This is a genomic window from Siccirubricoccus sp. G192, assembly GCF_019084075.1.
GTDB lineage: Bacteria > Pseudomonadota > Alphaproteobacteria > Acetobacterales > Acetobacteraceae > G192.
Window position 1 is genome coordinate 1,849,635 of the sequence record NZ_JAHREN010000001.1, and the last position, 21,660, is coordinate 1,871,294.

Below are 21,660 nucleotides of genomic sequence, written 5' to 3' on the forward strand. Positions count from 1 at the left end.
GCCCCTCTCCCCTGCCGACCCCTGCCCTTTGCCGCCCGTGCCAGCCGGCCCATATTCCCGTCCGATCCCCCCTATCCTTTTCCCGCCCCCTGCGGAGACCCCCTTCGAATGAGCGACCCCGTTCCCGTTCCCGTCACCGTGCTGACCGGCTATCTCGGTGCCGGCAAGACCACCCTGCTCAACCGCATCCTCAGCGAGAACCACGGCAAGAAATTCGCCGTGGTCATCAACGAGTTCGGGGAGCTCGGCGTGGACAACGACCTCGTCGTCGATACCGACGAGGAGGTCTTCGAGATGAACAACGGCTGCATCTGCTGCACCGTGCGCGGCGACCTGATCCGCATCATCAACGGGCTGATGAAGCGGCGCGGCCGGTTCGACGGCATCATCGTGGAGACCACGGGCCTCGCCGACCCCGCCCCCGTGGCGCAGACCTTCTTCGCCGATGAGGACGTGAAGCGCGCCACCAGGCTCGATGCCATCGTCACCGTGGTGGATGCCAAGAACCTGCCGGCGCGCCTCGCCGACAGCAAGGAGGCCGAGGAGCAGATCGCCTTCGCCGACATCATCCTGCTGAACAAGATGGACCTGGTGGAGGAGGCGGAGGCGGAGGCGCTGGAGCGCCGCATCCGCGGCATCAACCCCTATGCCGAGATCCGCCGCAGCACGAAATCGGCGGTGCCGATTGAGGCGGTGATCGGCCGCGACGCCTTCAACCTGGCGCGCATCCTGGAGCGGGAGCCGGAATTCCTCTCCGGCGAGGATGCGCACGAGCACGACAGCGAGGTGATGTCGCTTTCCTTCGAGGTGTCCCGCCCGATCGACCCGGAGCGCTTCAACGCCTGGATCAGCCAGTTGCTCGCCAGCAAGGGCCAGGACCTGCTGCGCACCAAGGGCATCCTGCACTACCAGGGCGAGGACCGGCGCTTCGCCTTCCAGGCGGTGCACATGATCGCCGATGGCGACTTCATCGGACCCTGGAAGGAGGGCGACCCGCGGCACTCCAAGATCGTCTTCATCGGCCGCGACCTGAACCGGCCGCAGCTCCGCCGCGGTTTCGAAGCCTGCCAAGTCGAGGACACCGCCGCCGAGGCGGCGCGCTGAAGCGCTGACCAAGCGGTCCGGGCCGCCCGCGGGGGGCGGCCCGGCCCGTTGCCCTCAAGGGCGCTCCCCCCAATAGGCTTGGTTGGCCGGTGGCCGGTTTTCCCGGCTGCGCGGCGCCCATTCCACCCTTGCCGCCTCGACCAGCCCCGCCACCGTGGGGCAGGCCAGCAGCAGCGGCAGCGAAAGCCTGGCGATCCTGCGGCCGAGCGCGCTGTCGCTCGGGTAGTGCATCCCGAGCACCTCCCGATTGCGCGCGACCCGCTCCGCCATGCGCCAGAGCGGGCCCCGCTCCTCTCCGGGCTGCCTGATCGCCTCGGGCATCACCTGTTCCAGGCAGGCGGCGAGCAGAAAGGCCTCGGTCGCATGGCCGCTCGGGTAGGCGGCGTGGCCGGGCGGGTCGATCGGCGGCATCAGCCGCGGCGACAAGGCCGTGGGCCGCGGGCGGGCGAATACCATCTTCCAGTGCATGGCCTGGAATTGCGCGACCCGCAGCGCGATCATCGCCAGGTCGAAGGTAGCGCGATACGAGTCCCGATCGAAGCTCAGCACGCCGCGGAAATAGCCGAGGATGTTGTTGCGCTGCGCCATCGCCTCGGCGATGACGCCGGGCCGGTATTCCGCCAGTTCGGCAAGCTGCCGCAGCTCCTCCGCTACATCCACGTGCTTGTAGTGATCCTTCTCCCGGTCGAGGAGGGTCGCCCAGCCCGGCTGCTGCGCGAATTCGGCCAGGCCCGCGATCGAGAGATGATACGCGGACCAGCCCTCGCGCCGGAAGTGGCCGGTCTCCGGCATCAGCGGCCAGCCGGCGGCATCGCCGGGGGGCCATTTATTGCCGCGCAGCCAGGATTCCATCTCGCCGGTCTCGTCCCGCTGCGGCGCCAGCGCCGGCGAGACGCCGATGGGGCGGAGCATCTCGGCGCCGGCGCCGGTGCCAGCCGCCACCTGCATGCCGTCCATCCCATCCATTCCGTCCATGCCGTCCATGCCGTCGGCAACCCCGATCGCACCGCTCATCGTCCTTCCTCCTTCTTGCCCCGGCCGCTTCCCGGCCTTGCGGTCATTCCGGCAGGCCCGCCTTGCGCAGGTGCTCGGCGCAGCGCGCGCGCAGCGTTGGTTCGAGATAGGGAATCCTGGTGAGCAGGTACTCGCCGATGCGGAAGCCGGGCTCCAGCCGCAGCAGCCGCGCCGCGGCCTCGCGCGCCTCCTCCAGCCGGCCGAGCGCCGCCAGGGAGACGATGAGCACGCGCAGCGTCGAGGTATAGGACGGGTTCTCGCTGGCCGAGAGGCGGGCCCAGCGCACGGCTTCCTCGTAGCTGCCATTCGCGTAATGGGCGATGCCGAGGAACATGTGCTGGAAGTACCGCACGCGATCCAGCGGCGAGAGCTGCATGCCGCGCTCGGCGTGCCGCACCGCCTGCTCGCCGCGGCCGAGATAGCTGAGCGTCGCGCTCGACAGGGTCCAGGCCAGCGCGCTGCTCGGCGCGGCGGCCAGGGCCCGGTCGAAGCAACCGAGCGCGGTGTCGCAGTCGTGGAACAGGAAGGAGCGCGCATGCCCATAGGTGGCAAGCGCCAGCGCGTTCTGCCCGTCGAGGCCGATGGCGCGCTCCGCCAGCGCGGAGCCCTGCAGCGCATCGGCCTGCGCGTCGCTCGACCAGCCCTGGCCGACATGCAGGCTGTGCCAGCGCGCCGCCCAGGCGACCGGCATGGCGAAGCCGGGGTCCTCCGCCATCGCCTGGTCGAGGCAGGCGCGCGCCTTGCGGAAGGTGTCCCGGTCCAGGCTCTCCATGGCGTGCAGGGCATAGAGGGTATGGTCGTAGGCGGTGAAGCTCTCGGGCCGCTTGCGCATGGCGCGGTGCAGTTCCGCGGCCCGGACATTGGGGGCGATGCCGCGCACCACCTGCTGCACGATGCGGTCCTGCGCCTCGAACAGCTCGCCGGGCGAGACCTCCATGCGGTCGCCCCAGAGGATGGCGCTGCTCTGCGCGTCGCAGAGCTGCACCGCGATCCTGAGCGCCCGGGAGGAGCGCCGGAGGCTGCCGGTCAGGGCATAGCGCACGCCGAGCGCGCGCCCCACCTCCCGCGGGTCGCGCGGCCGCCCGCGAAAGGGCAGCGTCGAGCCGCGGGAGATCACGAAGAGCTCGTGCAGCCCGGCGAGCGAGGTGATGATGTCGTCGACGATGCCATCGCTGAAATAGTCATCGGCGGGGTCGCCGCCCATGTTCTCGAGCGGCAGCACGGCGATGGAGGGCAGCAGGCCCGGCGTCGGCAGGCTCGGTGCCAGCGCCCGCGATGCCGCGACCTCGAGCGCATAGGCGCGCCTCGGCTGGGCGATGTTCTTGAGCTGGAGGAAGCCGAGGTCGCGGATCTCGGCGCCGAGCGGGCCGCGCACCAGGCCGTGCACCTCCTCCGACAGCACGATGCCCCCCTGGCACGGCGTGTTCCTGCAGCCGCGCGGTCAGGTTGACCGCGTCGCCGAAGAGCAGCCCGTCCGAGACGAACACCTCGCCGAGATGGATGGCGATGCGCAGCACGATCGAGGGATTCGCCTCGGGCATCAGCCGCAGCCTGGATTGCAGGTCGCGCGCCCACTCCACGGCATCCAGCGCGCTGGTGAACTCGACCACGATCCCATCGCCGGAGATCTGGATGAGGCGGCCGCGCCAGTGCTGCACCGCCGGCCGGATGACCTCGCCGAGCAGCGCCATCCAGCGCTCGTAGGTCCGCTGCTCCGCCGCCGCCATCAGGATCGAGTAGCCGGCGATATCGGCGAAGGCGATCGCCACCAGCCGCCGCTCATGGGGCTGGTCGCCAGCCTCCGGTGGCTTGCCGAGGGGCGAGGTGGGCATGGCTCTGCGTGCCGGTTCGGGATGCTTTGCCGCAGTATACCATCCCATTATGCTGTCACGCACCGCAAGGGCCAGAACGGCCCGGGGAGGCAGGCATGCGCACGGGTCAGAAAATCCGGCATTATCTTGCGCTCAGTGCCAGGGGCGAACTCCTCGCCGCCTGCGAAAGGGATCTGGCGGCCGCCGAGGACGACCTCCGGAACATGCTGCGGGCAGCGGCGAAGGGCCCGCTGCCGTTGCGCTTCAAAGTCGTTTCGCGGGTCGTGCTTGGCGCGCCCTTCGCCGCTTCGGTTCGCCGGGAGCCAGGCGCGGACACCGAGGCGAAGCGCATCGTGCTCAGCCTGGAGTTCGACGACACGGGCACGGTCGAAGCCTTCCGGGAGGCGCTCGCCGGCTACCTGGAGCAGCGGCCGGACGCCGGACCCCATGCCGGACCCCAGGGCAAGCCATTCGGCCTCGGCGTGGATCTGCCCATCGCGGCCGCGGATTGCTGGTGCCCGGGCGAGGCGGCGGCGCCGCTCTTCGGCACGCGCCGGGCTGCGCTGGCGCTGATCGGGGAACCCGCCCTCGGCCCGCTCCGGGGGCAGGGGGTCAATGTCGTGGTCGTGGATCAGGGTGTGGATCTCGGCCGCCTGCCGGCGGCCAGGCGCGGCGGGGCCTGGCGGAAGGAGGACGGGAAGTGGCGCTTCGAGGATCGCCGAAGCGCCATGCCGGCGCCATTGGCCGGTACCCGGAATGCCGACCCGCGCCGCTCCCATGGCACGATGGTGGCGCGCAACGTCCTGGCGGTCGCGCCCGAGGCGCGAATCTTCGACCTGCCCCTGCTGCCGCCCGAGATCGGGAACCAGCGGGCCTTCCTGAAGGACGCCCAACTCGCCGCCGCCGCCGTCTACGAGGATATCGACAGGTTGCGGTCCGCAGGCCGGGCGAGCGAACGCTGGGTGATCGTGAATGCCTGGGGGGGTCTATGACCGGCGGATGGAGCATGCCCATCCCGGGATGCCGTGCTCCTGCCACAGCGACAGCGCGGAGCACCCCCTCAACTGGCGAATCTGGCGCCACGACCAGAGCGGGTTCGACGTGGTCTTCGCCGCCGGCAATTGCGGCGGCTTCTGCCCCAAGAGCCGCTGCGGGCCGGACGACCGGGGACCGGGCCGCAGCGTCCACGGCCCGAATGCACGCCCGGAGGTGCTGACGGTCGGCGCGGTGCGCGTGGACGGAACCTGGCTCGGCTATTCCTCCCAGGGGCCGGGGCCGCGGCCCGAACCGCCGGAGCAGGCCGGCTATGCCTCTCCGTCCCAGGACCACCCGCCCCAGGGGCCGGAAGCGGCGCGGCTCGCGCATGACAAGCCCGATCTCTGTGCGCCGAGCCAGTTCGCCGATGACGAGGATGCCGCCGGCGCGAATACCGGCACCTCCGCGGCCTGCGGCATTGCGGCCGGGGCGGTGGCGGCGCTGCGGAGCGGCTGGTCCCCCTGCGATCTGCCGCCGGCCATGCTGCGCGAGTGCCTGCGGCGGCAGGCCCGCCGCCCAGCCGGCGCCGCCTGGAACAACCGGCTGGGCTGGGGAATCCTTGACCTGGGCGCGACGCTGGCCGAGATCACGCGGCGGATGGAGTAGGGGGCCGCCAGGATGGCCCTGGACCACGCCGAATGACCGCCTTGAGGAGCATGCCCGATGTCCGCCACCGCTGAAGCCGATTTCCTGCTCGCCTCCCGCGGGGTCGGGCGTGAACTGGGCGCCTGGGTGGTGGGCATCGCCTTCGCGCGGAACGGTGCCGGCTGCGCCTTCGGCCTCGGCGACGGCATGCTGCGCCTCGCCCCTCCGGGAGCGCCGGAGGCGGAGTGGGCGAGCGTGGCGGCGCATGACGGCGCCTGCCTCGATCTCTGCGCCGATGCGCGGGACGGCTTCCTCACCGGCGGCGATGACGGGCGGCTGGTTCGCACGGCGCCGGATGGCACGGTGACGGAACTGCTCCGGCTCGGCGCCATGAAATGGGTGGAGCATGTGGCCGCGCATGAGAGCGGGTTGCGCGCAGCCTCCGTCGGCAAGCTGCTGCACCTGCTGGATGGCAGCGGCCGGACGCTGAAGACGCTGGCGCATCCAAGCTCGGTCGGCGGCATCGCCTTCGATGCCAAGGGCAAGCGCGTGGCGGCCAGCCACTACAATGGCGCCTCGCTCTGGTTCGTCGGCGCGAAGGAGGACAAGCCGCGGCTGCTGGAATGGAAGGGCAGCCATGCCGGCATCGCCATCAGCCCGGACGGGGGGGCATGTGGTGACGGCGATGCAGGAGAATTCCCTGCATGGCTGGCGCCTGGCGGATGGCCAGCACATGCGGATGTCGGGCTATCCCTCCAAGACGCGCTTCCTCTCCTTCACCGGCAAAGGCCGCTGGCTGGCGACCAGCGGCGCCGACAGCGTGGTGATCTGGCCCTTCTTCGGCGGCGGCCCGATGGGCAAGGCGCCCACCGAGCTGGCCGGCGGCGACGGGGTGATCTGCACCGCCGTCGCCTGCCATCCGCAGCACGAGGTCGTCGCCGCGGGCTTTGCCGATGGGTTGGTGCTGCTGGCCGAGATCGGCTCCGGCAAGGTGGTGCCGGTGGCGCCCCCGGGCCATGGCGGGATTTCCGCCCTGGCCTGGAATCCGGCCGGCTCGCATCTCGCCTTCGGCACCGAGACGGGCTTCGCCGGGCTGGTGGACCTGTCGCGCCGCTAGGGCGGTTTCCAGTCGCTTCCCCGGCGCGGCAGCGGGAGGATCCGAGGGCGGCGGCGTCGGTGCTGGAGGCCGCCGGCCTGGAGGCGCTGGCGGCGCTGCCGGAGGGGCGCCGCTTGGTCAACCCGGCTTTCGCGCGGATTGGGCGACTGATCGCGCCTCAGCTTCGCCGCACCGGCCCGACCGCGAGCCAGCCCGTGCCGACCCGGTATGCCGGCAGCGCGGTTTCGGCGCAGGTGTAGAACGCGTGCATGAAGCCGTCCGTGGCCACCCCCAGCGGCATGGGCGCAGAAGCGGGGGGGCGCCGGGCTGGGGCGCTTGGCGGCCTGCCGGTCACGCCGCGCGGCCCGTGGCTTTTCGGCCCGCACGCGTTCGAACAGGGCGGCGCCGGCGACCATCGGGCCGCAGCCGATGCCCGAGCCAGGCAGCGCCAGCCGCTCCGTGGCCTCGGCCGTCGCCGCCGCGGGCCCAGCGAGCGGCAGCGCCACCACGGCCGCTACCAGGGAGGCGCCAAGGATGCGCGACCATGTCGACAGGCTTGCGCTAGCGTTCTCCATCGGTTAAAAGCCTTCCTTGCAGGATTTTCTGAAGCTGTCCGTTCTGGCCCGGGTCAACGCCCCGGCCCGGCGCATCGTTCCCGACCACCCATCTGCGGTGCCGAGGGAACCACCCGCCGCCCTGCCGCCTTACGCGAGCATCCCGAGGGGGTAGCGATGGCGGACCAGCCCGACGACGACGATGTGGATCTCGGCATCAGCCTGGAGACGGTGGCGACCGTGGTGGACTTGGCGCGGGCCATCCAGGGCAAGGAGGAAACCGAGCCCGAACAACTTTCCGAGGACGAGAACAGCGAGGCGGCGCTGCTGCAGGATAATCCGGACGACATCACGGATGACGCGCTGCTGCTGTTCATCAACGAGCTGAACGACGACGAGCAGGCGGCGCTGATCGCCCTCGCCTGGACCGGCCGCGGCGATTACGGCCCGGAGGACTGGGCCGAGGCGGTGCGCCTGGCCGCCGAGCGGAACGAAGGCCACGACGCCGGCACCTACCTGATGAACATGGACATGCTGGGCGACCTGCTGGCCGAGGGCGTCGCCGCCTTCGGCCTGTCCATCGAGGATGTGGAGCGCTGAGCCGGCCTCTGGTGCCTGCCGGGCCGCCTGTATCTTGCCGGCCAACCGGGCCGCTCAGCCCATGACCGGCCCCGGGAGGGCGGCGATCTCGCGGATCAGCTTGCGCTTCACCGCATTGCCGAAGCTCTGGAAATCCTCGACCACGATGACGAAGGCGCCGGGGCCGCCGATCACGCTGTCCCGGTAGTACTCGTCGAGCGGCAGGGGCGGCAGCCGGCCGAAGGTCGGGCGGTCGTTGATGATGGGCAGGCCGTTGATGGTGATGCCCTCCTCGACCAGCCGGTCGCGCGCCGCCTCGGCCGGGCCGCCGCTGTTGTTCACCCCGTCGCCGGAGACATCCACCACCCGCCGCGTCGCCTCGAAGGGCGCCTCCGCCAGCACGCCGCGCGAGAAGTCCAGCGCGGCGGAGATCGAGGTCCAGGAGAGCGAGGCGCGCGGTGCCTCCGCCAGCCGCTCGGACCAGGCGGTGGCATCGGCCTGGCCGCCGATGCGGGTCCAGGGCAGCACCAGGCGCTGGTACTCCGCGCCGGCCCATTCGACATAGGCCAATGCGATGGCGCCGATCATGCCGCCGCGGATCGCCTCCACCACCGCGGGGTCGGAGACGGCGGCGCGGTAGCCTTCCCGCTGCAGCCGCGCCTCGTCCTCATCGACCGAGCGGCTGACATCCACCGCCAGGACCAGCAGCATGTCCACCGGCTCCTCGGCCCGCGCGGGCCTTGGCCGGGGCAGGATCGCCGCGGCACCGGCCGCGGCCAGCAGGGAGCGCCGGCGCATGCCAGACCCCTTCGGATTGAACCACCCGAATGCAGCCGGGATGGGGAATGCCGTCGCGGCCATCGGGCGGTTGCAACGCTACGCCTCTTGGAAGCCTGCCGGGGGCTCCCGGTTCACCGGGAGGCGCAATTTTGCGAAGGGTTACAACCCGGACAGGACGGCAGCGGCGACCCGCTCCACCTGTGCCTCCGTCAGGTAGGGGTGCATGGGCAGGGACAGCACCCGCCCGCACAGCGCCTCGCTGACCGGCAGGGGCGGCGGCCCGCCCGCCAGCGAGCCGGCATGGGCGGCGGCATAGGCCGGCTGATGGTGCAGCGGCTTCGGGTAGTAGATGGCGGAGGGCACCCCGGCCGCCTGCATCGCCGCCTGCACCCGGGTACGGGAATCGGCATCGGGCAGCAGGATGGAATAGATGCCCCAGGCGCTTTCCGCCCCCGCGCGCCCCTGCGGCGCCACCACGGGTTCCCGCAGCCGCTCCGCATACCAGCCGGCGGCGCGGGCGCGGGCGGCCAGCTCCGCCTCCAGCAGCGGCAGCTTGGCGAGCAGGATGGCGGCCTGGATGCTGTCCAGCCTGCCGTTCATGCCGGTGCGCAGCACCTCGTAGCGGGACTTGCCCTCGCCATGGGTGCGGAGCGAGCGATACAGCTCGGCCCGCGCCGGGTCGTTGGTGATGATGGCACCGCCATCGCCGTAGCAGCCGAGCGTCTTGGTCGGGTAGAAGCTGCAGGCCGTGGCATGGGCGAAGCCGCCGAGGCGCCGCCCCTCCAGCCTGGCGCCGAAGGCCTGGGCGGCGTCGTCCAGGGCGAACATGCCGTGCCGGGCGCAAAGCGCCTCGATCGCCGGCCAATCCGCCGGCAACCCGTAGAGATCGACGCCGATCACGGCGCGCGGCCGGAGCCGCCCTTCCTTCGCCACCAGCGCGATGCGGCGCTCCAGGTCCGCGAGGTCGAGATTGAAGCTGGCCGGCTCCACATCCACGAAGACCGGCGTGGCGCCGAGCAGCAGCGGCACCTCGGCGGTGGCGGTATAGGTGAAGGCGGGCAGGAACACCGCATCGCGGGGGCCGATGCCCTCGGCCATCAGGGCGATCTGCAGGGCATCGGTGCCGGAGGAGACGCCGACGCATTCCGCGGCGCCACAGAAGGCCGCCAGCTTCGCCTCCAGCGCATCCACCTCCGGCCCCTGGATGAAGCGGCCATGCTCCAGGATGCGGGCGATGCCGGCATCGATCTCGGCCCGGATCAGCGCCTGCTGCGCCTTCATGTCGAAGAAGGCGATGGGGGAGGGGGCAGGGGTGGGGGCAACGGCGGGGGTGATGCTCATCCGGGGCCTCGATTGCAGCGGGGGTGGCTTTAGACCCGGGGGCGCGGCGGCGCAAAACACGCCCGATGTCGCGGTGCAACATGCGGCGCCCCCGCGGCCTCACGCCGGTTCCATCCAGCGGCTGATGCGGCGGCGGCCGGCGCAGAGGCGGAGCAGCCCGGAGAGGCCCCGCAGGGCGCCGCGTGGCGGGCGCCAGCCGGGGTGGCGGGCCAGGTGATTGAGGACGGCGGGCAGGAGCGGCAGCAGCCTTTCGGACAAATCCGGGTCGGGCAGCAGCACCGCGGGCGCGGGCAGGGCGGAGTGGAGCCGCAGCCGACGGGCCAGCAGGATGGCGCGCAGCCCCATGACGCGGACCGCGCGGCGGAAGGCGCAGCAGATGAGATAGGCGAGGTTTCCCAAAGCCGGCGGGCAGGTCGGGCAGGCGACCTCGGCCAGCAGCCGGGCCCAGAGATGGGCGCGGGCCCAGCGGCGATGGGTGCGGGAGACGGTATCCGGCTTGCCATGCTCGGGCGGCAGTTGCGCCCAGGCGCCGCGGCCGCCGCGCGGGTGCTTGAGCGTCACGGCGCGAAAGATGGCGTCCAGCCGGGCGCGGGTGTCCTGGGGCGGGCGGCCGGCGCGGCGGGTGAGGCTGAGGCCGCAGCCATGGGCGGCGAGGAAGGGGGCGATGGCCTGCCATTCGGCATCGGTGAGCGGGGTCCAGGGGCGGGGCGGGGTGCGGCAGCGGATCGGGTCGAGGGAGAGGCGGTGGACCAGGTCGAGCCGGGTGGGGAAGGCTGGGGGGGAGGAGGCTGGGCATGGGTGGGGGCATCCGCGGGGCAGGGATGCGGAGAGTAGCAGGAATATATTCCATATTGCAAGGGGAATGAAGGCGGCGGGTGGTGCCGTGGCCTGGATTACGACCAGGGCGGATGGCCCGAGACTTCCTCCTGTCGGCAAAGGCTCGCACGCTCTTCCTGCTGGCACCGGCCGAACCGGGCGCCGCATGGCCTGGCAGCGGCTGCCACGCCTGGGCATCGCGTGTCGCGGGTATGGTCTGGATACTGGCAAGGGGCGACCATCCAGCAGTTGCGGAGGCGCCTCACAGTGCCTAGGCTGTTACGAAAGTGGCCCTAAACCGGGTTCCACGGGTTTCGTTCCTGTAGTCTTGACAGGATCAGCGCCCATGCCGAACCGTGACCGGACGGGTCGGTCGAGCCAGGCCCCCCCAGCGATACCAGCGATAAGGGAGGCACGCGGGAATGGCGGCTGGCGCTGATATCCAAGGGAGTCCAACCGATGTGGCGGCATCAGGTAACTCCGCGCAAAACACAGGCACACAGATCTATCACCGCGTTGAAACCCCAACGCAAACAGCCGCGACAGCACGCAAGCAGGCGCTTTCCGGCGAGGTTTGGGGGCGGCCTGCCCGGGGCAGCGGAATACCATCCGTGAAAGCCTATTTTGGTCCCCTGGTCCCTGGTCAGCGGGGCATAGAGTTCACCACGCCGGTGCCGCACGACCCGAATTACAGCTATCCTTTCGAGGCGCGCTGGTATTACGGGCATACACCGGGCGTCCAGCTTAACAACTACGGCTTCGCGTTCATACCCGCAGTCGTGACAAACAAGCAGGTGCCGTGATGATGCGGCCGACCAACCTTGAAGAATTACTGCAAGAGCGGGAGTTCATTCCACAGGCTATCTTGCTTCGGCCCATATCCGATTTTGCACGCCGCCTGGATATCCAGGCCACCGAAGGCGACGATGACCTGGATTATTACCAGGGAGTTGGCCTCCTGCTCGAAGGCACGATTCCTGTAGCGATCATCTGCTATCGTGGTCATCCGCCCAACACATCCACGGTGTATCTCCCATTCGAGATGCGCGACCCGAAGCTGATCTCCGCGATCATCGGGATGATCACGAACGCCTTCGACATCCCTGCCGAGGCGGTTTCGTGGCAGCGGTCGAGCAGCGGGGAACACCTGGCAAGCTAGGCGTTTCACTCCACCAGTCCACACGCGACCGCCTTGCCCGCATTCCCTGCGCTCCGCACGGTTCCAACCTTGCACTGGTGCCGCTGTGCCTGCCGCGTGATCTCCCGCAACACGAACTGCCCCGGCCCTTGCGCCAAAGCGCCTTCGAGTCCGCCCGGGGACATGCGGCCTGCCGGACCATCAGCCGGATGGAAGCCGGCGTTTGCCAGAGGATCGGCATCCGCCATTCCCGCCGGCTTGCCCCGGCGGCATCCTCGCCCAACCTTCCCTCGCAAGGGCCATCCGCAGCGGGTAAGGATTATGCCGTTCCGCCCGCCCGGCCCGGGGCCGTGGCACCCGCAACAGCCGCCGAGGAAACATGCCCGACGCCGCGCCTCCCCCTTTCGACCCCCTCGCCGCCGGCTGGAAGCGCATGCGCGGGGATGGCTATCCGGCGCTGATCGGCCCCTTCCTGGCCAGGCGCGAGGGCGAGACCTGGCGCTATGGCTTCCTCGCCGAGCCGCGCCACCTCAATATCGGCGGCGTCGTGCATGGCGGCATGCTGACGAGCTTCGCCGACGACCTGCTCGGCATGACGGTCTGGGAGGCGGCGGGGCGGCAGGCCTGCACGACGGTGCAGCTCAATACCCAGTTCATCGCCCCGGTCCGGCCGGGAGAATTCGTCGAGGGCCGGGCGGAGGTGCTGCGCCGCACCCGCAGCGTGGTCTTCGTCCGCGGCATGCTGGCCGTGGGCGAGCGCACGGTGCTGCATGCCGATGGGGTGTGGAAGATCCTCGGCGCGAACTAATAGCAAGGGAGAAGGCCACCATGCGCTCAGCCGTCATCGTCTCCACCGCGCGCACGCCGATCGGCCGCGCCTATCGCGGCGCCTTCAACGACACCCAGGCCCAGGCGCTGGGCGGGCATGTCATCGCCGCCGCGGTGCAGCGCGCCGGGCTCGACCCGGCGGAGGTCGAGGATGTCATCCTCGGCGCCGCGCTGCAGCAGGGCAGCCAGGGCAGCAATTTCGCCAGGCAATGCGCGCTGCGCGCCGGCCTGCCGGATACCGTGCCGGGCATGAGCGTCGATAGGCAATGCTCCTCCGGCCTCATGGCCATCGCCACCGCCGCGAAGCAGGTGATGGTGGATGGCATGCAGGTGGCGGTGGGCGGCGGGCTGGAATCCATCTCGCTGGTGCAGAACGACAAGATGAACCGGCACCGCACCCGCGACCCCTGGCTGGTGGAGCATGTGCCGCAGCTCTACATGTCCATGCTGGAGACCGCCGAGATCGTGGCGGAACGCTACGGCGTCTCGCGCGAGGCACAGGACGAATACGCGCTGCGCTCGCAGCAGCGCACCGCCGCGGCCCAGGCGGCCGGGCGCTTCGATGCCGAGATCGTGCCCATGCCCTCCGTCATGGCGGTGGCGGACAAGGCCACCGGCGCCATCTCCCAGAAGCCGGTGACGCTCACCAAGGATGAGGGCAACCGGCCGGAGACGACGCTGGAGGGCCTTTCCTCCCTCAAGCCGGTGCTGGCCGAGGGGCAGCGCATCCAGCAGGGCCGCTGCATCACCGCCGGCAATGCCTCGCAGCTTTCGGACGGCGCCTCGGCCGCGGTGCTGATGGAGGAGCAGGAGGCGTCACGCCGCGGCCTACAGCCGCTCGGCATCTATCGCGGCATGGCGGTGGCGGGCTGCGACCCGGCGGAGATGGGCATCGGCCCGGTCTTCGCGGTGCCGAAGCTGCTGAAGCAGCACGGGCTGAAGGTCGAGGATATCGACCTCTGGGAGCTGAACGAGGCCTTCGCCTGCCAGGTGATCTATTGCCGGGACCGGCTCGGCATCCCGGATGACCGGCTGAACGTGGATGGCGGTGCCATCTCCATCGGCCATCCCTATGGCATGAGCGGCGCGCGCATGACCGGCCATGCGCTGATCGAGGCGAAGCGCCGCAGCGGGCGCTTCGTCGTCGTTACCATGTGCATCGGGGGCGGCCAGGGGGCCGCGGGGCTCTTCGAGGTCGCCTGAACCGCGCGGCGGGCCACAAGCAAAACCCGCTCCGGTGCATCCACCGGAGCGGGGTTCAAGCCAAGGCGATGGCGGCCGGATCTAGGCCCGGGCGGCGCCCTGCACCTGCCGGGCGCTGATCTCGGCCAGCAGGGTCCAGACCCGGTCGGGGTCCATGCGCACTTCGGGGTCGTTCAATAGCCGGTCCAACTCGGCCAGCTTGGCCTGGAACTCTCGTTCGGTCATCGGGTCCTCGTTCTCGCACCGGGCCGGCCAAGGAAGGGGCCGGCCTTGTAGATCATGGGAAAGAACGTGGCGAAATCCGGCGGGTTTCCTGGCATTTCCGCGACCGGTCGCGGTTGGCCGGCCCTCATCACATCGAGGAGAGAATGGCCGGCGCCAGCGCCGGATACCGGGCCGCCGGATGGCCCTGGTTGCGGAAGCGGAGATCCCCCCTCGGCGCCATCCGGCCGCGACGCCCCGAACAATTCCAGCCGCGAGGCGCAGGAAACCGCCACCACCCGCCGGGCCACCGGCGCGGTGAGGAAGCGGCGCACCGCCCCTTCCAGTTCCAGCCGCTCGCGCAGCGCCTGCCATTCGGTGCGGTCCACATCCTCCAGCAGGACCGAGAGGATGCCGGGTTCCCGGCCGGAGAGCCGGCGTTCCGCGGCCAGGGCCAGGCGGCGGCAGACCGCGGCGGCGATCTCGTTCTCCCGCGTGACGCGGGCGGCCATGACGAAGACGCTGCCGCTGCCGCTATCGGCGGTGACGGCCAGATGCGCCTCCGGCCCGAATTGCGCGCGCAGCCGGGCAGGGAGGCCGCCCGCCTGATCCTGGGCCTGGGCGCCGGCCAGGATCAGCGGGTCGAGCTTCAGCACCGCCTGGAGGCCGCCGGCATCCTGCTGCCGCTCCGCCGCCAGCAGCCCGCTGATCCGCTGCTGCAACCCGGCCAATTGGTCGGGGCCGCCGATCCCCTCGGGCAGGGTCATCTTCAGCAGGTAGCGGCCGGGATGGGCGGCCAGCCAGTTCTGCAATCCCGGATTGATGCGGTCGACCAGCGCGTACCAGTCGCCGCGATGCAGCGGGCGGCCCTCCTCGGCGGAGACGGTCTCGCAGGCCACCGCGGCGGTGGCGCCGTCCCGCTCCACCAGCAGGTCGTGCGGCGCGCCCTCGGCCAGCCCGGCGAAGCGCACGGCGAAGCCGCGGCTGCGGAACTGGGCGGCGGTGCGGAGCAGGTGGAACAGCGGGATCAGCGTGCCCTCGCCGGTCAGCCCGGCCAGGATCTCCTGCCGCAGCCTGTCGCGCGGGATGGGGGGCAGGCTTTCGGCCAGTTGCACCGCCTCCCCGGCGAAGGCGCAGAGCCGGCGTTCGGCCAGGCTGGCGCGGGCCAGGGCCCTGCGGTCGTCCAGGACCTTGTCGCAGAGCCGGGCGAGGGCGAGTTCCAGCGCATGGCGGTGCTGCGCGGCGCGGCCGCTGAGGGAGCCGGACCGGGCGCGGCTGCCGAGATCCGCCAGCCGGCCGCGCCAGGCGGATTCGCCGCAGAGCGCGATGAAGGCATCGAGCGCGGCCGCGGAAGGCTGCGGGTCGGCGAAGGGCATGGCCTTCTCTCGTCTTCCTCGTTGCTGCTTCCTAAAGCCGTCCCGTCCGGCGCCGTCAAGTATCGGGCCGGCGCCTTGCATCCCCGGGCCGATTCAGGCCTCCGGGCCGGGCGGCCCTGCGGCCATCGGGCCGGCTCAGTTCCGCGGCAGCCGGGCCTCGCTGGGCGCGTCCGGGTTCTGGGCGCGGTGGCGCAGCAGGTGGTCGGCCAGGACCAGGGCCAGCATCGCCTCGCCCACCGGCACCGCGCGGATGCCGACGCAGGGGTCGTGACGCCCCTTGGTCAGCACCTCCACCTCCCGGCCCTGCCGGTCCACCGCCTGGCGCGGCGTCAGGATGGAGGAGGTGGGCTTCACCGCGAAACGCGCGACGATGTCCTGTCCGGTGGAGATGCCGCCCAGCACGCCGCCGGCATGGTTGGCCGCGAAGGCCACGCGCCCATCCCGGCCCATGCGCATCTCGTCCGCATTGGCCTCGCCGGAGAGGGCGGCGGCGGCGAAACCCTCGCCGATCTCGACGCCCTTCACCGCATTGATGCCCATCAGCGCCGCGGCGATATCGGCATCGAGCTTGCCATAGACCGGGGCGCCGAGGCCGGGGGGCACGCCCTCCGCCACCACCTCGATGACGGCGCCGAGCGAGGAGCCGGCTTTCCGCACGGCGAGCAGCCGTTCCTCCCAGCGCGCGGCGGCGACGGGGTCGGGGCAGAACAACTCGTTGGCCTCGACCGCCGCCCAAGCCCAGCGGGCGCGGTCGATCCGGTCATCGCCCACTTGCACCAGGGCGGCGCGGATGCGGACCTCCGGGCCGAGCACCTTGCGCGCCACGGCGCCGGCGGCGACGCGCATGGCGGTCTCCCGCGCCGAGGAGCGGCCGCCGCCGCGGTAGTCCCGGATGCCGTATTTCAGCTCATAGGCCAGGTCGGCATGGCCCGGGCGGAAGCTGTCCTTGATCTCGCCATAGTCGCGCGAGCGCTGGTCCTGGTTCTCGATCTGCAGCGCGATGGGCGTGCCGGTGGTCAGCCCCTCGAAGACGCCGGAGAGGATGCGCACCTGGTCCGGCTCCTGCCGCTGCGTCACGAAGCGGGACTGGCCGGGGCGGCGGCGGTCCAGATAGGGCTGGATATCGGCCTCGGTGAGCGCGAGCCGCGGCGGGCAGCCATCCACCACGCAGCCGATGGCGGGCCCATGGCTCTCGCCCCAGGTGGTGACGCGGAAGAGGTGGCCGAAGGTATTGTGGGACACGCAAGCCTCAGCAAACCGCGGCAGACTATCCGCTTCCGGGGCATCTGTCACTTTGCGGAAAACCGCCCCGCAGTCCCGCCTTGCCGGCACCTCGGCGGTCCGCCTGGCGAACCCGATGCGGCCCGGGACGGCAGGCTGTCTCAGCGGAGCGGCAGAAGGTCTCCGGTCGCCATCCGCGTGATCGGCGTGGAGCAGGTCCCGTCGCAGAGGTGCCGGGTCAGGTCCTCGTCCGGCAGGCCGTGCCTGCGCCGCCAAATGGCTTCGTCCATCAGCGGCCGGAATAGCTGGAGATCGACCTGGCCATGCCGCAGGCCCCATGGCGCGCCCCTGCCGTCGGGCAGGCGGCGCCCGCGCTCCTGCAGGATGACCTCGAGGACCTGGTTCTCCCAGTCGACCACCGTGTCCGGGTGCCCGTTCTCTCCCCTTTCGTCCGCGGGCTCGAAGGGCCGGGCGAAGGCGACGAAGGGGCCATGGATATGGTCCGCCGCGGCGAAGAAGACGCGCTGCCTCTCGCCGTCGCACCCCTCTCCCTTCGGCAGGAAGCAGACGCCGACCATCAGGTAGTGCCGGTCGTCGAGGCCGATGACCTGGGTGCCCTCGGGGCACCACTCGTAGACGCACCAGCCTTCCTTCACGTGCCGCGGCTGGTTGTGGAACATGATGTCCCGCATCTCGAGGACGAGCCGGGGCTCCGACCATCCTGCGCGGGACGGGCCGCGTTCCCGCAGCATCAGGTAGATGTCCCCCATCGCCTCGTGCGGCGATCGCGGGTTCATCCGCGTGATGCCGGTGAAGGTCAGGCAGTCGTGCATCCGGCCCTCCACCGTGACCCGCGAATAGCTGGGGTCGTAGACGCCGATGAGCGGCCGCCTTGCCTGGACGGAGGCCTTCGTCACCAGGGGCTCCGGCCTGCCCCAAAACGTCACCCCGTCCGTGGAGTCCGCCTCCATGATGACGCCGCCTGGCTCGAAGCAGGCGGTCTGGATGTAGAGGCTGTAGCGGGGCTGGCCGTCCTCGAACTCGTACTGGAGGGCCGGGGCGCAGAGCTGGGGCCCGGAGAGCCCGATCAGCGTCGGGGACTCCAATTCCTGCCACGCCCCGCGCAGGTCGTTGGTGCCGTACCGCGCCAGCTTCCAACGCTGGTTCACCGATTCGCCGGAGCTCGTGTACCCGATGTAGCGGTAGGGGGTGACCGGGTCGCTCAGGTAGTCCTCCCGGACGCGCTCGATGAAGGAGGGGTCCTTCTGCTCGGGGCGGCAGGCTGCCTCGCCGGGCAGGCGGTTCAGGAGGAGGGGTGTTGTGCCTGGTCGAGATGTCGCCGTCCGAAGCATCGTGATCTCGTCTTCGAATGCTGCCGCGAATGCCGTGCGCTACGGGGCCCGGGACCGCTGGCTTCGTTCGGGGACGGCTGGTCCACGGAGCACCCTGTCGCTGCGGGGTCGGCATTCACCTACTCGCGGTTGAACTGCCATGGCTCCCCTTGCGCTGCGGCTGCCCCCGTCCGAGTTGCCGGACGGGAAGGCTAGCACGGGACCTCGGGCTCCTGGCATGATTTCGAGTGGTCCCTGAACCGCATCTCGACGCGCGGTGGCCGCGCAGCAACGGTGCGGCATGTCCGCCCGGGGCCGCAGCCAAGCATCGTTCAGGGTCGAGTTCGGCGGTGCGACGGACGGGACGCGAAGGTCCGTCTCGTTCCGGTCAGTCCGCGAAAGCCGCCTGTCGGTTTCCGGTCAAACCACGCCGCCGGATATGAGCCTGGGCGGCCTGCGTCCATGTCCGGCTACGAGGGTGGAGCAGACATCCGGGTGCCGGGCCTTCCACGGCCGCCAACCACCCGGACCCGTCATTCCCCGGGGCGGCTGGCACTACACCGTGGTGATATCCGGCGCGTCCACCGCCTTCATGCCCACCACATGGAAGCCGCTATCCACGTGATGCACCTCCCCGGTCACGCCGGAGGCGAGGTCGCTCAGCAGGTAGAGCCCCGCCCCACCCACCTCCTCGATTGTCACGTTGCGCTTCAGCGGGCTGTTGTACTGGTTCCATTTCAGGATGTAGCGGAAATCGCCGATGCCGCTGGCCGCCAGGGTCTTGATCGGCCCGGCGCTGATGGCATTCACCCGGATGCCGACGCCGCCGAGATCCGCCGCCAGGTAGCGCACGCTGGCCTCCAGCGCCGCCTTGGCCACGCCCATCACGTTATAATGCGGCGTGACACGCTCGGCACCGAGATAGCTCATGGTCAGCAGCGACCCGCCCGGCTTCATCAGCGGCACCGCGCGCTGGCAGACCGAGACGAAGCTGTAGCAGGAGATGTCGAGCGCCTGGGCGAAGGCGTCGCGTGGCGTATCGAGGTAGCGGCCGCGCAGATACTGCTTGTCGGCGAAGCCGATGGCATGGACCAGGAAATCGAGCCCGCCCCAATCCGCCTGCAAGGCCGCGAAGGCGGCATCCACGCTGGCATCGTCGGTCACGTCGCAGGGCAGCACGTGGCGGCTGCCGACGCTCTCGGCCAGCGGGCGGACGCGCTTCTCCAGCGCCTCCCCCTGATAGGTGAAGGCAACCTCGGCCCCCTGCGCGGCCACCGCCCGGGCGATGCCCCAGGCAATGGACCGGTCATTGGCGACCCCCATGATGAGGCCGCGCTTGCCGGCCATGAGCGTGCCGGTTGGGGCGTCTGCGAGCGGCGCGTCTGACATTGTGCTTGGGAAACCGGCTGGTTGCGAACAGTGGGTCGTGGTGGCACACCCCCGTTCGCCGGGCAAGGGGCACAGGCTCCCGGTCGTGTCCCAGTTCGCCCCCAACTGCCGCGGGCGGTGACGCTCCAGCCGGGCAAACTGCGACACTTGGGGCTCCCGCGCCCCCCCTTGGAATCCATGCCATGGACAGCACGATCCCCGATCCCATTGCGCAATCTGAGGCCTGGATGGCCGAGGCCACCGCCGCGGAACCGAACGACCCGAATGCCGTCTGCCTCGCCACCAGCACGCCGGAGGGGCGGCCCTCGGCCCGCATGGTGCTGCTGAAGGGCGTGGAGCGGGCGCCGCATCCCGGCGGCTTCGTCTTCTACACCAACCTCGAAAGCCGCAAGGGCGAGGAGCTTCTGGCCAACCCGCAGGCAGCGCTCTGCTTCCACTGGAAGAGCCTCCGCCGCAGCATCCGGGTGGAGGGCGCGGTGGAGCGGGTGATGGAGGCCGAGGCCGATGCCTATTACGCCACCCGCCCGCGTGGCAGCCGCATCGGCGCCTGGGCCAGCCGGCAGTCGCGGCCGCTCGAAGGGCGTTTCGCGCTGGAGCGGGCGGTGGCGGAATACACCGTGAAATTCGGCATCGGCGAGATCCCGCGCCCGGAATTCTGGTCCGGCTTCCGGGTGGTGCCGGCGCGGATCGAATTCTGGCGCGACATGCCCTTCCGCCTGCATGACCGCCAGGTCTTCCACCGCGAAGGCGCTTCGTGGCGGCTGGAGGCGCTCTACCCGTGATCCCCGCGGCGCAGCAGCCGGTGGCAGCGCTGCTGGCGCGTCTGGCCGGCGCGGCGCCGATCGAGACGCATGTCTCGGCGGTCTTCGTCGGGCCGGACGCCGCGCTCAAGCTGAAGAAGGCGGTGCGGCTGCCCTTCCTCGACTTCACGGAGCTGGCGGCGCGGGAGCGCTTCGTGCGGCGGGAGCTGGAGATCAACCGGCCCTTCGCGCCGGATCTCTACCGCGATGTCCTCCCCGTCACCCGCGCGGCGGATGGCAGCCTGGCGCTGGCGGGCGCGGGGGAGGTGGTGGACTGGGTGCTGCGCATGGCGCCGGTGCCGGCCGATGACTTCCTCGATGCCGTCGCGGCCCGGGGCGCGCTGGGGCCGGAGCTGCTCGACCAGGTGGCGGATGCGGTGGCCGCGCTGCATGAGGCGCTGCCGCCGCTTGCCGGCGAGGATGCGCCGGCGGCGATGCGGGCGGTGCTGGACGGGAACCGGCAGTCGGCGCTCTCGGCCGGGCTGCCGGCGGCGCGGGTGGAGGCATGGGCCGCCGCGGCCGGCGCGACGCTGGCGCGGCTTTCGCCCCTGCTGGCGGCGCGGGCGGCGGCGGGGCGGGTGCGGCGCTGCCATGGCGACCTGCATCTGCGGAACCTCTGCCTCTGGCGGGGCCGGGTGACGCCCTTCGACGCGCTGGAATTCGACGAGGCGCTGGCCCGCACCGATACCGGCTACGACCTCGCCTTCCTGCTGATGGACCTGGAATGCCGGCTGGGCCGCGCCGCCGCGAACCGGGTGCTGAACCGCTACATCGGGCGCGGCGGCGATGCCGGGCTGGTGGGCGCGCTGCCCATTTGGCTCTCGCTCCGCGCCCTGGTCCGCGCCCATGTGGAGGCGGCGCGGGGCGCCGCGGGCCTCGACTACCTGGCGCTGGCGGAGGCGGTGCTGCAGCCGGCGGCGCCCCGCCTGGTGGCGATCGGCGGCTTGCAGGGCACCGGCAAGAGCCGCCTGGCGCGGGCGCTGGCCCCCGCGCTCGGCGCCGCGCCGGGGGCGCTGGTGCTGCGCTCCGACGAGATCCGCAAGCGCCGCCACGGCCAGGCGCCGGAAGCGCCCCTGCCGCCGGCGGCCTATGCGCCGGCCGAAAGCGCGGCGGTCTTCGCGGAACTCGGCCGGCTGGCGGGCGAGGCGCTGCGTGCCGGCCATGCGGTGATCGCCGATGCGGCCTTCCTGCGGCCGGAGGAGCGGGAGGCGATCGAGTCGGTCGCCCGGGACTGCGGCCTGCCCTTCACCGGGCTCTGGCTGGCGGCGCCGCTCGATGTGCTGCGGGCGCGCATCGCTGCGCGGCGCGGCGATGCGTCGGACGCCACCATCGCGGTGCTGGAGGCGGCCGCGGCGCGGGAGCTTGGGCCCCTGCGCTGGCAGGCGCTGGATGCAGCCGGTGATCCCATTCCCGCCGCGCGCGCGCTGTTGCGGTTGCGGGATCAGGCTTCGTGCTAGA

General features: G+C 71.2%; 22 protein-coding genes. 12 read left to right on the plus strand and 10 right to left on the minus strand.

What is annotated here, in order from left to right; all coding sequences use genetic code 11:
* Window positions 1-108 precede the first annotated feature (108 nt).
* Complete coding sequence (locus KSF81_RS08755; RefSeq protein WP_217378645.1) at window positions 109-1,104, plus strand: GTP-binding protein; 996 nt, start codon at window positions 109-111, stop codon at window positions 1,102-1,104.
* Between the two features lie 54 nt (window positions 1,105-1,158).
* On the opposite strand, the gene KSF81_RS08760 is transcribed toward KSF81_RS08755, so the two are convergent.
* Together KSF81_RS08760 and KSF81_RS08765 are read right to left on the minus strand one after the other, a co-directional pair.
* Entirely contained in the window at window positions 1,159-2,118 is a 960-nt protein-coding gene (locus tag KSF81_RS08760) for a phosphatase PAP2 family protein (RefSeq protein ID WP_217378646.1), read from the minus strand.
* Between the two features lie 43 nt (window positions 2,119-2,161).
* Window positions 2,162-3,493 carry a hypothetical protein gene (locus KSF81_RS08765; RefSeq protein WP_217378647.1) on the minus strand — a complete coding sequence of 444 codons (1,332 nt, stop codon included), beginning with the start codon at window positions 3,491-3,493 and terminating at the stop codon, window positions 2,162-2,164.
* 552 nt (window positions 3,494-4,045) lie between these two features.
* On the opposite strand from KSF81_RS08765, the gene KSF81_RS08770 reads away from it, so the two are divergent.
* The 5 genes from KSF81_RS08770 to KSF81_RS08790 all read left to right on the plus strand — a co-directional run bounded on the left by KSF81_RS08770 (window position 4,046) and on the right by KSF81_RS08790 (window position 7,799).
* On the plus strand, window positions 4,046-4,921 hold the full coding sequence (locus KSF81_RS08770; protein ID WP_217378648.1) for a hypothetical protein: 876 nt from the start codon (window positions 4,046-4,048) through the stop codon (window positions 4,919-4,921).
* A 28-nt stretch (window positions 4,922-4,949) separates the two neighbouring features.
* A complete protein-coding gene (locus KSF81_RS08775) occupies window positions 4,950-5,570 on the plus strand; it encodes a S8 family serine peptidase (protein ID WP_217378649.1) in 621 nt (206 codons plus the stop codon).
* Window positions 5,571-6,186: 616 nt separating this feature from the next.
* Window positions 6,187-6,666, plus strand: coding sequence for a WD40 repeat domain-containing protein (locus KSF81_RS31970; RefSeq protein WP_375293316.1), 480 nt, complete (start codon window positions 6,187-6,189; stop codon window positions 6,664-6,666).
* A gap of 59 nt (window positions 6,667-6,725) precedes the next feature.
* A complete protein-coding gene (locus KSF81_RS08785; protein ID WP_217378650.1) occupies window positions 6,726-6,905 on the plus strand; it encodes a hypothetical protein in 180 nt (59 codons plus the stop codon).
* 471 nt (window positions 6,906-7,376) lie between these two features.
* Window positions 7,377-7,799, plus strand: a complete 423-nt coding sequence (locus KSF81_RS08790; protein WP_217378651.1) for a DUF3775 domain-containing protein — start codon at window positions 7,377-7,379, stop codon at window positions 7,797-7,799.
* 54 nt (window positions 7,800-7,853) lie between these two features.
* Here the strand turns inward: KSF81_RS08790 and KSF81_RS08795 are convergent, their stop codons facing one another.
* From KSF81_RS08795 to KSF81_RS08805, 3 genes are all read right to left on the minus strand, one after another.
* A complete protein-coding gene (locus KSF81_RS08795; protein ID WP_217378652.1) occupies window positions 7,854-8,576 on the minus strand; it encodes a DUF1194 domain-containing protein in 723 nt (240 codons plus the stop codon).
* 141 nt (window positions 8,577-8,717) lie between these two features.
* Window positions 8,718-9,899: a DegT/DnrJ/EryC1/StrS aminotransferase family protein gene (locus KSF81_RS08800; RefSeq protein ID WP_217378653.1), complete on the minus strand. Its 1,182-nt coding sequence runs from the start codon at window positions 9,897-9,899 to the stop codon at window positions 8,718-8,720.
* A gap of 99 nt (window positions 9,900-9,998) precedes the next feature.
* Window positions 9,999-10,835: a transposase gene (locus tag KSF81_RS08805; RefSeq protein WP_217378654.1), complete on the minus strand. Its 837-nt coding sequence runs from the start codon at window positions 10,833-10,835 to the stop codon at window positions 9,999-10,001.
* Between the two features lie 302 nt (window positions 10,836-11,137).
* Here KSF81_RS08805 and KSF81_RS08810 point away from each other — a divergent pair, with 302 nt between their 5' ends.
* The 4 genes from KSF81_RS08810 (at window position 11,138) to KSF81_RS08825 (ending at window position 13,884) form a co-directional block, all read left to right on the plus strand.
* Entirely contained in the window at window positions 11,138-11,518 is a 381-nt protein-coding gene (locus KSF81_RS08810; RefSeq protein ID WP_217378655.1) for a hypothetical protein, read from the plus strand.
* Window positions 11,518-11,874 carry a hypothetical protein gene (locus KSF81_RS08815; RefSeq protein WP_217378656.1) on the plus strand — a complete coding sequence of 119 codons (357 nt, stop codon included), beginning with the start codon at window positions 11,518-11,520 and terminating at the stop codon, window positions 11,872-11,874. Before KSF81_RS08810 ends, KSF81_RS08815 begins: the two co-directional genes overlap by 1 nt.
* A gap of 358 nt (window positions 11,875-12,232) precedes the next feature.
* The gene (locus KSF81_RS08820; protein ID WP_217378657.1) at window positions 12,233-12,661 is read left to right on the plus strand and encodes a PaaI family thioesterase; all 429 of its coding nucleotides are present in this window, start codon (window positions 12,233-12,235) and stop codon (window positions 12,659-12,661) included.
* A 20-nt stretch (window positions 12,662-12,681) separates the two neighbouring features.
* On the plus strand, window positions 12,682-13,884 hold the full coding sequence (locus KSF81_RS08825; protein WP_217378658.1) for an acetyl-CoA C-acyltransferase: 1,203 nt from the start codon (window positions 12,682-12,684) through the stop codon (window positions 13,882-13,884).
* Between the two features lie 81 nt (window positions 13,885-13,965).
* Here the strand turns inward: KSF81_RS08825 and KSF81_RS08830 are convergent, their stop codons facing one another.
* The 5 genes from KSF81_RS08830 to fabI form a co-directional block, all read right to left on the minus strand.
* The gene (locus KSF81_RS08830; protein WP_217378659.1) at window positions 13,966-14,109 is read right to left on the minus strand and encodes a peptide chain release factor 1; all 144 of its coding nucleotides are present in this window, start codon (window positions 14,107-14,109) and stop codon (window positions 13,966-13,968) included.
* Window positions 14,106-15,461, minus strand: a complete 1,356-nt coding sequence (locus KSF81_RS08835; protein WP_217378660.1) for a hypothetical protein — start codon at window positions 15,459-15,461, stop codon at window positions 14,106-14,108. Before KSF81_RS08835 ends, KSF81_RS08830 begins: the two co-directional genes overlap by 4 nt.
* Before the next feature lie 135 nt (window positions 15,462-15,596).
* Window positions 15,597-16,703, minus strand: a complete 1,107-nt coding sequence (gene aroC, locus KSF81_RS08840; protein WP_217378661.1) for a chorismate synthase — start codon at window positions 16,701-16,703, stop codon at window positions 15,597-15,599.
* Between the two features lie 140 nt (window positions 16,704-16,843).
* Window positions 16,844-18,034 (minus strand): hypothetical protein, encoded by a 1,191-nt coding sequence (locus KSF81_RS08845; RefSeq protein WP_217378662.1) that lies wholly within the window; start codon window positions 18,032-18,034, stop codon window positions 16,844-16,846.
* A 534-nt stretch (window positions 18,035-18,568) separates the two neighbouring features.
* The gene (fabI, locus tag KSF81_RS08850) at window positions 18,569-19,402 is read right to left on the minus strand and encodes an enoyl-ACP reductase FabI (RefSeq protein ID WP_217378663.1); all 834 of its coding nucleotides are present in this window, start codon (window positions 19,400-19,402) and stop codon (window positions 18,569-18,571) included.
* 182 nt (window positions 19,403-19,584) lie between these two features.
* On the opposite strand from fabI, the gene pdxH reads away from it, so the two are divergent.
* The gene (pdxH, locus tag KSF81_RS08855; protein WP_217378664.1) at window positions 19,585-20,184 is read left to right on the plus strand and encodes a pyridoxamine 5'-phosphate oxidase; all 600 of its coding nucleotides are present in this window, start codon (window positions 19,585-19,587) and stop codon (window positions 20,182-20,184) included.
* The gene (locus KSF81_RS08860; protein ID WP_217378665.1) at window positions 20,181-21,659 is read left to right on the plus strand and encodes an AAA family ATPase; all 1,479 of its coding nucleotides are present in this window, start codon (window positions 20,181-20,183) and stop codon (window positions 21,657-21,659) included. The genes pdxH and KSF81_RS08860 overlap by 4 nt, the downstream gene beginning before the upstream one ends.
* Window position 21,660 lies beyond the last annotated feature (1 nt).

Excerpts from the sequence above, each read along its gene's own strand:
- fabI (WP_217378663.1), bottom strand. The coding sequence starts at position 19,402 with ATGTCAGACGCGCCGCTCGCAGACGCCCCAACCGGCACGCTCATGGCC.
- KSF81_RS08830 (WP_217378659.1), bottom strand. The coding sequence starts at position 14,109 with ATGACCGAACGAGAGTTCCAGGCCAAGCTGGCCGAGTTGGACCGGCTA.
- KSF81_RS08775 (WP_217378649.1), top strand. The coding sequence starts at position 4,950 with ATGCCGTGCTCCTGCCACAGCGACAGCGCGGAGCACCCCCTCAACTGG.
- KSF81_RS08835 (WP_217378660.1), bottom strand. The coding sequence starts at position 15,461 with ATGCCCTTCGCCGACCCGCAGCCTTCCGCGGCCGCGCTCGATGCCTTC.
- KSF81_RS08790 (WP_217378651.1), top strand. The coding sequence starts at position 7,377 with ATGGCGGACCAGCCCGACGACGACGATGTGGATCTCGGCATCAGCCTG.
- pdxH (WP_217378664.1), top strand. The coding sequence starts at position 19,585 with ATGGACAGCACGATCCCCGATCCCATTGCGCAATCTGAGGCCTGGATG.
- KSF81_RS08800 (WP_217378653.1), bottom strand. The coding sequence starts at position 9,899 with ATGAGCATCACCCCCGCCGTTGCCCCCACCCCTGCCCCCTCCCCCATC.
- KSF81_RS08795 (WP_217378652.1), bottom strand. The coding sequence starts at position 8,576 with ATGCGCCGGCGCTCCCTGCTGGCCGCGGCCGGTGCCGCGGCGATCCTG.
- KSF81_RS08760 (WP_217378646.1), bottom strand. The coding sequence starts at position 2,118 with ATGAGCGGTGCGATCGGGGTTGCCGACGGCATGGACGGCATGGACGGA.
- KSF81_RS08770 (WP_217378648.1), top strand. The coding sequence starts at position 4,046 with ATGCGCACGGGTCAGAAAATCCGGCATTATCTTGCGCTCAGTGCCAGG.
- KSF81_RS08845 (WP_217378662.1), bottom strand. The coding sequence starts at position 18,034 with ATGCTTCGGACGGCGACATCTCGACCAGGCACAACACCCCTCCTCCTG.
- KSF81_RS08825 (WP_217378658.1), top strand. The coding sequence starts at position 12,682 with ATGCGCTCAGCCGTCATCGTCTCCACCGCGCGCACGCCGATCGGCCGC.
- KSF81_RS08755 (WP_217378645.1), top strand. The coding sequence starts at position 109 with ATGAGCGACCCCGTTCCCGTTCCCGTCACCGTGCTGACCGGCTATCTC.
- KSF81_RS31970 (WP_375293316.1), top strand. The coding sequence starts at position 6,187 with ATGCCGGCATCGCCATCAGCCCGGACGGGGGGGCATGTGGTGACGGCG.
- KSF81_RS08810 (WP_217378655.1), top strand. The coding sequence starts at position 11,138 with ATGGCGGCTGGCGCTGATATCCAAGGGAGTCCAACCGATGTGGCGGCA.
- KSF81_RS08820 (WP_217378657.1), top strand. The coding sequence starts at position 12,233 with ATGCCCGACGCCGCGCCTCCCCCTTTCGACCCCCTCGCCGCCGGCTGG.
- KSF81_RS08815 (WP_217378656.1), top strand. The coding sequence starts at position 11,518 with ATGATGCGGCCGACCAACCTTGAAGAATTACTGCAAGAGCGGGAGTTC.